At 63.2% G+C, this 12,069-nt stretch carries 12 protein-coding genes; 5 read left to right on the top strand and 7 right to left on the bottom strand.

The genetic code is table 11. From position 1 onward, the window contains the following. Positions 1–402 precede the first annotated feature (402 nt). From ACMQ11_RS10165 to ACMQ11_RS10145, 5 genes are all read left to right on the top strand, one after another. Positions 403–1,389 (top strand): glycosyl transferase family 90, encoded by a 987-nt coding sequence (locus ACMQ11_RS10165; protein ID WP_418992659.1) that lies wholly within the window; start codon positions 403–405, stop codon positions 1,387–1,389. 64 nt (positions 1,390–1,453) lie between these two features. Beyond that, on the top strand, positions 1,454–2,131 hold the full coding sequence (locus ACMQ11_RS10160; RefSeq protein WP_418992658.1) for a response regulator transcription factor: 678 nt from the start codon (positions 1,454–1,456) through the stop codon (positions 2,129–2,131). Continuing rightward, entirely contained in the window at positions 2,128–3,390 is a 1,263-nt protein-coding gene (locus ACMQ11_RS10155) for a sensor histidine kinase (RefSeq protein ID WP_418992657.1), read from the top strand. Before ACMQ11_RS10160 ends, ACMQ11_RS10155 begins: the two co-directional genes overlap by 4 nt. 99 nt (positions 3,391–3,489) lie before the next feature. Then, positions 3,490–3,933, top strand: a complete 444-nt coding sequence (locus ACMQ11_RS10150) for a PepSY-like domain-containing protein (protein ID WP_418992656.1) — start codon at positions 3,490–3,492, stop codon at positions 3,931–3,933. A gap of 190 nt (positions 3,934–4,123) precedes the next feature. Next, entirely contained in the window at positions 4,124–4,648 is a 525-nt protein-coding gene (locus tag ACMQ11_RS10145; protein ID WP_418992655.1) for a ferritin, read from the top strand. 99 nt (positions 4,649–4,747) lie between these two features. Here ACMQ11_RS10145 and ACMQ11_RS10140 read toward each other — a convergent pair whose 3' ends face one another. The 7 genes from ACMQ11_RS10140 to ACMQ11_RS10110 form a co-directional block, all read right to left on the bottom strand. Further along, positions 4,748–5,473, bottom strand: coding sequence for a DUF5131 family protein (locus ACMQ11_RS10140; RefSeq protein ID WP_418992654.1), 726 nt, complete (start codon positions 5,471–5,473; stop codon positions 4,748–4,750). Positions 5,474–5,476: 3 nt separating this feature from the next. Next, a complete protein-coding gene (locus tag ACMQ11_RS10135) occupies positions 5,477–5,926 on the bottom strand; it encodes a GNAT family N-acetyltransferase (protein WP_418992653.1) in 450 nt (149 codons plus the stop codon). Position 5,927: 1 nt separating this feature from the next. Next, on the bottom strand, positions 5,928–6,386 hold the full coding sequence (locus ACMQ11_RS10130; protein ID WP_418992652.1) for a YqaA family protein: 459 nt from the start codon (positions 6,384–6,386) through the stop codon (positions 5,928–5,930). 386 nt (positions 6,387–6,772) lie between these two features. Further along, positions 6,773–7,192: a secondary thiamine-phosphate synthase enzyme YjbQ gene (locus ACMQ11_RS10125; protein ID WP_418992651.1), complete on the bottom strand. Its 420-nt coding sequence runs from the start codon at positions 7,190–7,192 to the stop codon at positions 6,773–6,775. Then, a complete protein-coding gene (locus ACMQ11_RS10120) occupies positions 7,189–9,006 on the bottom strand; it encodes a GmrSD restriction endonuclease domain-containing protein (RefSeq protein ID WP_418992650.1) in 1,818 nt (605 codons plus the stop codon). Before ACMQ11_RS10120 ends, ACMQ11_RS10125 begins: the two co-directional genes overlap by 4 nt. A gap of 28 nt (positions 9,007–9,034) precedes the next feature. Then, on the bottom strand, positions 9,035–10,705 hold the full coding sequence (gene mnmE, locus ACMQ11_RS10115) for a tRNA uridine-5-carboxymethylaminomethyl(34) synthesis GTPase MnmE (protein WP_418992649.1): 1,671 nt from the start codon (positions 10,703–10,705) through the stop codon (positions 9,035–9,037). Then, entirely contained in the window at positions 10,702–12,069 is a 1,368-nt protein-coding gene (locus tag ACMQ11_RS10110) for a transglycosylase SLT domain-containing protein (protein WP_418992648.1), read from the bottom strand. Before ACMQ11_RS10110 ends, mnmE begins: the two co-directional genes overlap by 4 nt.

The raw sequence follows: 12,069 nt of genomic DNA, 5'->3' as shown, positions 1-12,069 counted from the left end.
CCAGCGGCGGGCGTAAGACGCCCGTTTTATGGGCGGCAGCCGTTCCGAGGCGCTTTCGAGCCCGTTATGCGCTCCCGGAGTGCAGTCCTCCGCCCGGGGTGGCTGCGGACTGCCGCCGCGGAACGCGACGTGATAAGCGGAAGATTCCTCACATGCGTTCGGAATGACATGAAGAAGCGTTCGAATGACAAGTATTGCCTTGCGACCCCTCGACGTTGCTCGGGGATCGAAGACGTGAATTGTCGGCCTCTCGACCGGGCTCGGGGATCGAGGACGTGGATCAGCGCCCCGTCGATCGGGCACGGAGGTCGAAGACAGGGCCATACCCCGGAACAGAAATTCTGGTGAATTATGCAATATAAATCGTGAATTTTCTATCTTTGTGTGTCAACCCGAGCGCTTATGAACCGTCTGAACCGTATTTTTCACAACAAGCCCCTGAAGATCGTCTATTTTATCCGCAATTTCGCGCGGTATGCCGTGCCCAAGGGGATGTTTCGCTGGCGGCTGGAACGCCTGCTCGCCCAGGCGCGCAAGCGGGACGACTGGGAGAGGATCCGCGAGCGCACGGATTACTACAACCGTCTGGACGGCTCCGTCACCCCCCCCCGCGAGGGGATGCGCCCCTTAGGCGAGCACCGTTTCCGCAAGGGGGTGCGGACGGCCTATTTCTTCGATTCGTACGAGTTCACCCGTTGGTTCCGGGATGACCTGAGGTGGTGCATGGTGCCGGGCGACGTGACGACCGTGCCTGAAATTCCCGCCGTGGTCAAGAGCCGGCCGATCGCGGGCGACAACCGCAATGCGGTGTTGCTCAACCTGGACAAGCACCGCCATTTCGTCTTTCTAAGGGACGGCATACCCTGGAGAAACAAGGAGGACCGGGCGATCTTCCGCGGGGCGATCAACTGCCACCACCCCAACCACGTGCTGCGCGAAAGGTTCATGCGCCTCTATGCCGATTCGGCGGTGTGCGACGCCGGTATTTCGAACCGCCACCCCTCGCTGCCGCCCGAGTGGACCAAGCCGCTGATCCCCATGTACGACCACCTCGGCTACAAGTTCATCCTCTGCATCGAGGGCAACGACGTGGCGACCAACCTCAAGTGGGTCCTGTCGTCGAACTCGCTGGCCGTCATGCCGCGCCCGACTTACGAGACGTGGTTCATGGAGGGGCGGCTGGTGCCGAACTACCACTATGTGGAGATTCGGGCCGACTACTCCGATCTGGAGGAGCGCATGCGTTACTACATCGACCATCCCGTGGAGGCCGAAGCCATCGTCGCCCATGCCCACGAGTTCGTGGCGCAGTTCGAGGACCCGAAGCGCGAGAAACTGATCGCGCTGGGGGTGCTGCAAAAATATTTCGAGCGCACGGGGCAGCTCTGAGGGGCGGCGTTTCGGTTTCTTTTCGGAATTGCGTGCGAACTTTGCGCTGGATAAGAGAGATGCTATGAAACTGTTGATCGTCGAAGACGAACCCTCGCTGCGCGAGATCATGGTCCGCACGCTGGTGCGCGAGCGCTACGTCGTGGAGGAGGCCGCCGACTTTTCGCAGGCGCTTGCCAAGATGGCCGAATACGATTACGACTGCATCCTGCTGGACATCATGCTGCCCGGCGGCAGCGGGCTTCGCCTGCTGGAGGAGTTGCGGCGGCTGCGGCGCCGGGCGGGCGTGATCGTCATCTCGGCGCGCGATTCGCTCGACGACAAGATCGCCGGGCTGGAACTGGGCGCAGACGACTACCTCGCAAAGCCGTTCCACCTCGCGGAGCTGAGCGCCCGCATCCGCAGCGTCCTGCGCCGCCACCAGCGCGACGGGCAGCAAAGCCTCGATGCGGGGAACGTGAGGCTCTTTCCCGACAGCCGGCGGGTGGAGATCGACGGCCGCGGGGTGGAGCTGCTGCGCAAGGAGTACGACATTCTGAACTACTTTCTGAGCCGCCCGGGCCACACCATCGACAAGGCCGCGCTGGCCGAGGCCGTGTGGGGCGACCATGCGGACCAGGCCGACAATTTCGATTTCGTCTATGCGCAGATGAAGAACCTGCGGCGCAAACTCGCCGAGGCCGGAGCGGACATCGAGATCCGCGCCGTGTACGGATTCGGCTACAAACTCTTCGTCCCGTGAAACTGGTCTACCGGATCGTGCTGCACATGTCGTGGCTGCTGACGCTCCTCGTGGGGGCGTGGGCAGCTCTGTTCTACGTCGTACTGGTCGACGAGATCGACGACCAGACGGACGAGATGCTGGAGAACAGGGCCGAGGTGCTGGTACGCCGGATGCTGGGCGGAGCGCAGCCGCGCGAGGGCGAGGGCTTCTGCATCCGGGAGGCGGAGGAATCGGACGGCCCGCTCGGGCGGATGGTCTACACCGACGAGGAGACCTACTTTCCGCACGAGGACGAGCGGCAGCCGGCGCGCGTCGGCAGGATGCTTTTCCGCGACGCCGCGGGCCGCCGCTACGAAGTGACGGTGATGAGCCCCAGCGTGGAGAAAGAGGATTTGCAGGAGACGATTCTGGGGTGGGTCGTGGCGCTCTACCTGTTGCTGTTGGGGACGATCCTTGCGGTCAATGCCGCCGTCGTGCACCGCACGCTGCGGCCGCTGCGCGCCCTCTTGCGGTGGTTGGACGACTATGCCGCGGGGGGCGAAAACCCGCCTCTGCGGAGCGATACGCGGATCACCGAGTTCCGGCGGCTGAACGAAGCCGCAATGCGCTATGCCGCGCGGGCCGAGGCGCTGCTGGAAAGGCAAAAGCAGTTTACGGGGAACGCCTCGCACGAGATGCAGACGCCGCTGGCGGTCTGCCGCAACCGGCTGGAGATGCTTGTCGATGAGTCGGATACACTCACCGAGCGGCAGCTGACACAGATCGCCAAGGTGCAGCGGACGCTGGACGGTCTGGTGCGGCTGAACCGTTCGCTGCTGCTGTTGACCCGGATCGAAAACGGCCGGTTTCCCGGGGTGGAGGAGGTCGATCTTGCGGCGCTGGCCGAACGTCTGGCCGGGGAGATAGGGGAGGTGCATGCGTCGCGGGGCCTGCGCTTCGAGCTGCGGGCTGCGGAGCCGCTGCGCGTCGAAATGAACCCGGAACTGGCCGGGGTGCTGGTGGGGAATCTGCTGAAAAACGCATTCCTGCACGCGCCGGAGGGTGGCGAGGTGACGGTCGTGTCGGGTGCGGGCGAACTGCTGATCTGCAACACGGCCTCCGATGGCCCGTTGGATGCCTCGCGCATCTTCGACCGCTTCTACCGCGCGGACGGCCGCAAGGGGTCGGCCGGACTGGGACTGGCGCTGGTCGAGGCCGTCTGCCGCCTCTACGGAGCGCATGCGGACTACGCCTACGAAGCCGGCCGGCACTGCTTCCGGGTGCGGTTTGCAAAATAAATGTGCCGAAAAGCGAAAAATTCATATTCATTTCAGATTCGGGTAGCAATTTTGCAGTGTGAACAGAAAACACATGTAAAACCTTAATCGAAAATGAGTATGAAAAAGTTGGCAATGATTCTCGCAGGCGCGGTCCTCTCCGTGGCTGCCCTCCCCGCGCTGGCGGGAAACGACCGTCCGATCTCCCTCGGGGAGCTTCCGGCCGCTTCGCAGCAATTCGTAAGGGACCATTTCCAGAACGTCAAGGTCTCCTACGCCAAGGTGGACGGCGGGGTGATGGACAAGGACTACACGGTGGTCTTCGTCGACGGCTCGAAAGTGGAGTTCAACAAGAACGGCGAGTGGAAAGAGGTCGAAAGCAAGTTCGGGATGGTGCCCGAGGCGATCGTTCCGCCCCAGATCGGCAGCTATGTGGCCGCGCATTTCGAAGGCCGCCGCATCACGGACATTGAACGCACGCGCCGCGGATACGAGGTCGTGCTGGACAACGGGATCGAGCTGGATTTCAACAACCGGTTCCAGGTGACCAAGATCGACGACTGATCGCGCGCAAGCTCAAGGACGGCGCCGGGACCCGTTGGGCGGGCTCCGGCGCCGTTTGCGCGGAGGGTATAGATGCGGGCTATGGCGGTATCAAAAAATATGATCGGCGCAATGGTACATATCACGAAAAACTATTGTATATTTGTATCAGCAAAAACAAAATAACCGCAAACTTAAAAACAATACTACCATGTTAAGCTCGAAATTACACGAAGCGCTCAATGCGCAGATCAACGCCGAACTCTGGTCGGCCTATCTCTACCTCTCGATGTCGATGGACGCCGAGGCCAAGGGGCTGAAGGGAATCGCCAACTGGTTCTATGTCCAGTTCCAGGAGGAGCAGGACCACGCCCGGATTCTGATGAACTACATTCTTTCGCGCGATGCGGAGGTCAAGCTGCTGCCCATCGAGGAGGTGCGCACCAAGTGGGCCTCGCCGCTCGAAATGTTCCAGGACACGCTCGCGCACGAAAAGGAGGTGACCGCCATGATCAACAACCTGGCCTCGATCGCCGCCTCCGACAAGGATTTCGCCTCGTCGAATATGCTCGTCTGGTTCGTCGACGAGCAGGTCGAGGAGGAGGAGTCGGCACGCGACATGATCCAGGCCTGCGAGGCCGTCGAGGGTAACAAGTTCGGCCTCTACATGCTCGACAAGGAGCTGGCGGCACGCACCTACGTGCAGGCGTCGCCGCTGGCTGCGTCCAACGAGTAGCCTCCGGTTTCCGAAAACCCATAGTATGAGTGGTCCGGCCCCCGTCTGGGGGTCGGATTTTTTGTGTGACGGGGGCAAGTCGGACTGCGTGCGCTGGGATTACCGGCCGAAGCGGTAATCGATGCCTGCCTTGCGGGCCTGCGAATGCTGGAAGCGGCGGTGGATGCGGTAGAGGCGGCCGTCCTTGATAAGCCGGGCTCCGGTCTGGTGGAAGCAGAATGGCGTGCCGGAAGCGACGCACTGGTCGCGTAGCGAAAGGATCCAGTCGAAATCGCAGACGCGGGCTTCGGCGCCCGACTCGCCGCCTGCCGAGACCAGCTCGATCTGCGGCGTGAGGTAGCTTCCGAGGTCGAGCGGGCCGAGGAGCGGCGCGCAGATGACGATCCGGTGGGGGAGCGGCAAGTCGAGAAAGAGCGGCAGCCGGTAGTCGGCCATCGCCTGGTTTTCGACCGTGCAGCCCACGATGACGTTCGGATAGCCCGCGCCCCAGTCGGGCGGAAGCAGCTCCCGGAGGCGGTCGATGCGCTTGGTGAAGAACATGAACCGCAGGTCCTCCCGCAGGCGCATCATCTCCCATGCCTCGGCGCGCCAGGGGTCGGCCTCCTCGAGCAGAAAATCGGACGTGAAGCAGGTATAGACCATCTCACCCGCCGGGACCTTGAATTGCCCGTTGCGGCTGCGGCGGACGGGCAGATCGAACGCCGCGGTGCGCCGTACCTCGCGGGCGTTGCGGTCGTGCCGGGCGTCCTGCCGGTAGACATAGCAGTGGCGGCAGCCTTCGCTGAGCTTGCGGCAGCCGTGCCAGGGGTTCCACGAGACGGACATGGCTCAGTTCAGGTCCATGCTCAGGCGCACCATGTGGCGGCACTCGACGCCGTTTTCGAAGACGGGGACAGGGCAGAATTTGCGGAAATAGTCCACGTCGAGGCCCGTGCGGACGAAGCCGCACCGCTCGTACAGGGCGATCTGGCCCAGTCCGCAGTCGCCCGTGCCGATTTCGAGAATGCGGAAGCCCGCCCGGCGGGCTGTCTCGGCGGCATGGCGCAGGAGGGCCGTGGCGATGCCCTGCCGCTGGCAGTCGGGGGCGACGGCGATGTTCACCACCTCGGCCGTGAAAGGCCGCGTGTGCAGCAGGACGTACTGCCCGACGATCCGGCCGTCGCGGAGGGCGGCATAGACGATGCCGCGGTCGATGTAGTCGTCGAGTGCCTCCGATTCGTCGGCCAGGAGGAGCAGTTCGCGCGAGGGCGCGTCGGTTTTTTCGATCTTCAGTTCCATGTCAAAGGAGTTTTGCAGCGCCTTGGAAAGCGGCCAAAAGGAGGATATAACGCAGCGCCTTGCCCGCGAGCATCGAGCCGGCGGTGAGCCAGAGGTTGCTGCGCAGAAGCCCCAGTACGACGGCGACGGCCTCGCCCAGGGTGGGCAGGAATGCGAAGAAGCCCATCAGTGCACCCCGTCCTGCGAGAAAACGGCGGGCCTTTGCCAGCTGTTTCTCGCCGATACCCAGCCGCGCGATCCACTCGGGACGGCCCAGGCGGCCGATGGCGTAGCAGGTCATGCCGCCCAGCGTGTTGCCCGCGGTGGCGGCGACGACGCACCACGCGGGGTCGAGCCCCATGCCCACCAGTGCGACCAGGATGGCCTCGGAGCTGAACGGGAGGATGCTGCCGGCGATCAGCGCCGACAGAAAGAGACCCCAATAGCCCCAATCGAGGACGAGTTGCGTAAAGGTTTCCATCCGTTTTCAGGCAGGACGTGTGCGCCTGCACGGCAAAGATAGCGAGAGAAATTCACAATTCGGAGTTCCCGATGCAGAATTATAGGTCGTTCCGACTTGCAGGGGCGGAATCTTTCTTTTGCTCGGGGTGCAGCCTCTCGCCGGCGTTTTCGACGCCGGGCTGCTGCGGCTGAGGTTGTGCGGACAGAAGAGCGGAAGCGGGAGATTCCTCACATAAAGTTCGGAATGACAAATGGAAGCGTTTCGGAATGAGAATATTATTTCGACCCCTCGACAGGGGGGCTTGCTGGTTCTCGACGGGGGTGGGGAGGAGGCTTGCGACCCCTCGACAGGCTCGGGGATCGATCAGCTGCGACTCGGTTGTGAAACAGAGACGAAAGAACGGCTCAGGGCGTATCTCCGATGACCGTGGCGACGATCCGGCGGCCCGGAGCGCGGTCGCGGAATTCACACAAGTAGATGCCCTGCCACGTGCCCAGGGCGAGCCGTCCTCCGGTGACGGGGAGCGTGAGGTCGACGCCCGCGAGCACGGTTTTGGCGTGCGCCGGCATGTCGTCGTCGCCCTCCAGCGTGTGCCGGTAGTAGCTTTCGCGCTCGCGGACCAGGCGGTCGAAGATGGCTCGGAGATCGATACCCACGTCGGGGTCGGCATTCTCGTTGATCGCAAGGGCGGCCGAGGTGTGCTGGATGAAGAGGTGTACCACTCCAGTCCGGGGCAGCGGCGACAGGTTGGCCTCGATCTCATCCGTGATCAGGTGGAAACCCCGGCGGCGGGGGCGGAGGGTGAATGCGGTTTGGAGGATCATGGACGGGATGCTGCCAAAATCGTTCCGAATTCTCGGACCGTATCTTCGCTCTCCCGGCCGGACACCGTTTTTCCCATCGCCTTTTCTATTCTGTCGAGCAGCCGAAGAGCCCGGTCGAGAAAAAACGGTTCGAAAGCGTCCGCACGGAGCAGTCGCGGATCGATGTGATGAGAGGAGATAGCATCGTCGATAGTGGTCGGAGTTAACCCTTTTTTCTCCATAGTCCGGATGTATTCGCTTGGAGCCCGTCCTCCGATCGAACGGTTCGTACTGGCGTAGATCGGGGTCTTGTTGATGACCGAGTTCCATTTCCGGACGGGATAGCCTCGCAGCTGGCAGTGTGCCTGCGGGAAGATGTGGTGGATGTCCGTATTTTCGTCGATATAGGATGCGATGTCCATTTTGTTGGCACTCATGAAATCCAGCGGGGAATCCTGCAAGATCAGCGCCATCAGACCCTTGTAGGCCGCGCTGTTGCGGGTTTGCATCGTCAGAAGACGGGTTGCCTGGAAATTGGCACGCACGACCGTGTCGGGTTGCCGGTCGTTGTCGATCCAGTCGAAGATGCCTGCGATGTCCTGGGCGAAGCGCGTTTCGTTGGCACCGCCGTAAAGTTCGCCGAACACGCCGCACCAATACCACCTGCTCAAGCGCTCTCTGGCTGTCGAAAGATGGAATTTGCGTCCGTTCAGGTCGTCGAAAGCGAAAACTGCAGCCAGCGGAATCAACTGGGAACTGTACGGCAAATCACGGGTTGCGTAGACGCCTTGGTGTACGAGAAAATCGGCGGACGCCTTGAATCCCTTTACCAGCGAGTCGCGGTATTGTCGGTAGTCGGAGAGTTCCAGCCTCAGTACGTCCCGTTTCTTGCAGCTGACAGGGGCCTCTCCCGAACGGCTTCTGATGTAGCTTACCAGCAGGGTCATCGAGGTGATGAAATGGGTCCCGTCGAGCTCTGTGAGGGTCTCTTTCTTGTGTGCCGCGAAATCGTCCCGAATGGAATCCCAGTCCGCCCGCAGATCGTAATCGTCGGCAGCGAACGTGGCGGTTACCAATTCGAACACGGTCAAGGAGACACCTCCGGTATTCACATTTTCGAAGATCTGGCAGACGGCCTCTTTGGGTGTATCCTGGGTGAGGTAAATAACCGGTATTTTATAGGTGGTTATGCTGTTGAGGACAGAGACCTGAAAACGGGTGAAAAGTTCCAGGTAGGTGGTGCTCGCGTCCCGGTAGTAGTTCAGAAGACCCAGCATCCAATGGCTGAGGTCGGCCTGTGAAAAGGTGATGTTCAGCGGAAACATGAGGTGCTCGTACTCTTTCTCCCTCGTTTGCAGGTCCAATACGATTTCCCGGCCGATATTGGTCGAGACTCTACGGGTGTCGGGTAGCGAAACGATCGCATCGAGGCGATCCGCTGCGGGGTCGAGCGCCTTGCGGATGTCGAGGTAATAGTACCGTTTGATGGTTTGCTCCCGGTTGGTCTCGACACGTGTTTCGACGGCGTTCCGGCACTTGAAAACCTGGAAAAGCGTGGTCAGACGCTGCTGTCCGTCCAAAACGAGGTAGGTCGGATCGGCTGCGAGATCGGGTGCCGTGCCGGTGAATTTGCGGTATTTGAACTTGGTGTTTCCTCCGTTTTCCAAAAACATGGCCGCCCCCATCGGAAAGCCCGAGGTGATGCTTTCGATCAGCTTGCATATCTTGGTGTCGTCCCAGACCCAGCTCCGCTGAAACTCGGGCAGCTGGGCTTTTCCGGTTTCGACCATTGCGAGCAGTTCGCTCAGGTCGGTATCGTGCGATTTGACGGACATAATTTGTTTTTTAAGCGTTAGTAGCGGGTTATTTGCCGATGCAGAAGCGGCTGAAGAGGGAGGTGAGGATTTCGTCGGGGGTGATGACGCCGCGGCCGGTGATGGTGCCCAGGCGGTCGATGACCTGGCGGACCTCCTCGCTCAAAAGGTCGGTCGGCAGGCCGTCGCGCAAGCCTGCAAGGGCTCGGTCGAGCGACTCGCGGGCGGCGGTGAGGGCTTCGTAATGGCGGCTGTTGGAGACCACCGCGTCGCCAGCGTAGAGTTCGTCTGTCGGGACCGCCGAACGCAGGGCCTCACGCAGGCGGTCGATGCCGTCGCCCCGTTTGGCCGAGATGGCGATGACGCCGGCCGGGAGCACGAGGCCGGGCACGGTGTCGATCTTGTTGACCACCGTCAGAAGCGTCTGGGCCGCGTGCAGCGGAAAATCGGGGGCTGGAACGGTGCATGCGGCAGGGGCGGATGCGGCAGGAGAGGACACGCCAGCAGCCGACGCAGCGGGGACGGCTGAGGCGGGGGAGGACCCGGCGGAGCAGGAAGCGGTATTGGTGGTTGCGGCAGGAGGAAGAACGGTAGGAGGGAGAACGGCAGGAGAGGACACGCCAGCAGCCGACGCAGCGGGGACGGTTGCAACGGGTGCGGATTCGACGGGGCAGGATGCGGTATAAGCGGTTGCGGCAGGGGTGAGCGCAGCGGGGGCGGATCCGGCGGGAATGTCGGTCGAGAGGTCGGAGGGGTGCGGGCTCTCGACGGAAAGGGCGTTCGGGGAGAGGCTCGCGGCGTCGAGAAGGCAGACGACGATCCGGGCGCGGCGGAGGCTCGCCAGCGTACGCTCGATCCCCATCCGCTCGAGCCGGTCGTCGGTGGAGCGGAGGCCCGCGGTGTCGAGAAACCGGAACACCACGCCATCGATGTTGGCCCGCTCCTCGATCACGTCACGCGTCGTGCCGGCGATCTCCGACACCAGCGCCCGCTCCTCGCACAGCAGGCGGTTCAAGAGCGTGCTCTTGCCCACGTTCGGCGCGCCGACCAGCGCTACGGCGACCCCCTCCTTGATGGCGTTTCCCAGCGAGAACGATTGCCTCAGCGCGTCGATCCGGCCGCCGATTTCCTGCATCGTGTCGCGCAGGAGGGAGCGGTCGGCGAATTCGACCTCCTCTTCCGAAAAATCGAGTTCCAGTTCGAGCAGCGAGGCCAGGTGGAGCAGCCTTTCGCGCAGTGCCTCGAGCGCCTCGGAGTAGCCGCCCCGCATCTGGTTCGAGGCCAGCGCATGCGCCGCGCGCGACGAGGAGGCGATCAAATCGCCGACGGCTTCGGCCTGCGAGAGGTCCAGCTTGCCCGCCAGGTAGGCGCGCAGGGTGAACTCGCCCGGCTCGGCCATGCGGGCGCCGGAGGCGATCAAGAGACGCAGGATTTCGGAGACGATGAACGGCGAGCCGTGCGCCGAGATTTCGACCGCGTCCTCGCCCGTGTAGGAGCGGGGGGCGCGGAAGACGGTGACCAGCACGTCGTCGACCGTTTGTTCGCCCTCGACGATGCGGCCGTAATGGACCGTGTAGCCCGCGGCTTCGGACAAGGGCGCCGCGCCGCGGAAGATGCGGTCGGCGATGGTGAGGGCTTCGCCGCCGCTAAGGCGGATGACGGCCAAGGCGCCGCCCGGCGCGGTGGCGGGGGCGGCGATGGTATCGCGGTCGCGGATCATCGTCCCTCGATGCGCAGGCGCTGCCCGATGCGCAGCTTGTGGGCGCTTTTGAGTTTGTTCCAGCGCATGAGTTGGGCCGTGGTGACGCGGTAGCGGCGGGCGATGGCGCCCAGCGTGTCGCCCCGCTTGACGGTGTAGACCGTGCCGGTGCGCTCCTGGCGTTTCTTGTCGAGGTTGGCCGGGTCGATGTACTCCTTGAGGTACATGGAGTCCTTGGCCAGAATCTCCGCTTCGCGGGCGATGTACTGCGCCACGTTGCGCTGCGGCAGGACGAGCGTGTAGGTCTTGGTCGTGGCGGGGATGATGTCCAGCTTGTACTGGGGATTGAGCTGGCGCAGGGTCTCCATCTTCACGTCGATGGTCGAGGCGATCTGCTCGAGGTGCATCAGGCGCGAAATGCGCAGCGTGTCGACCGACAGCGGAACGGGGGCCGCGACGGGCTGGATCCCGTGCTGCCGGTGGTAGGCATAGGCATAGGAGGCGCCGATGAATGCGGGGACGTAGCCGCGGGTCTCGCGCGGCAGGTAGTCGTAGATGTCCCAGAATGTCTTGCCGCCCGAGCGGGCGATGGCCTTGTTGACGTTGCCCGGACCGCAGTTGTAGGCGGCGATGGCCAGCGTCCAGTCGTTGTAGATGGCGTAGAGGTCTTTCAAAAAGCGGCAGGCGGCCTCGGTCGAGCGGATCGGGTCGCGCCGCTCGTCGACCAGCGAGTTGACCTCCAGCCCGTAGCTCTTGCCCGTGGAGGGCATGAACTGCCACAGTCCCGCGGCGCCCATCGGGGAGATCGCCGTGGGCGAGAGGGCCGACTCGATCACTGGCAGGGCGCGCAGTTCGACGGGCAGGCCGGAGCGGATGAGTTCGTCCTCGATAAGCGGAAAGTAGTATTGCGACATGCCCAGGATGCGGCCGATGGTGCCGTAGCGCGAATCGACGTAGCGGTTTATGTAGCCTCGCACGATGGCGTTGTAGGGGAGCTGGACGGGCGAGGCGAGGGCCCGCAGGCGGTGGGTGTAGACCGAGTCGGGGGTGGTGTCGCCGGCGGGCGGGTCGACCAGCACGTAATTCTCGAAAAAGGCGCGGAACGCCTCCTGCCGCTGCCGCTCGCTCCAGGCGGCCACCAGCGAATCGGCCTGGGCGGCCGAAAGGCCCAGCGTCAGGTCGTCGACCCGTTCGGGCGGGGGCAGCAGCGCCGCCGAATCCAGCGTCGGCTCCGGCTCCGGCATGGGAGCGGCCTGCGGCGCGGGGGCCATCTGTACGGGGGTTTCGGTCCGGGCCTTTCTCTTCTTGCGGGGTTTGCGGTCGAGGGCTGCGGCCGGAGCGGCTGCAAAGGCCAGCAGCAGGACGATCGGGATCAGGATTCTCAT

The organism is Alistipes sp., from assembly GCF_048465575.1.
Taxonomy (GTDB): Bacteria; Bacteroidota; Bacteroidia; order Bacteroidales; family Rikenellaceae; genus Alistipes.
This window is presented reverse-complemented; position numbering and strand designations above follow the sequence as displayed.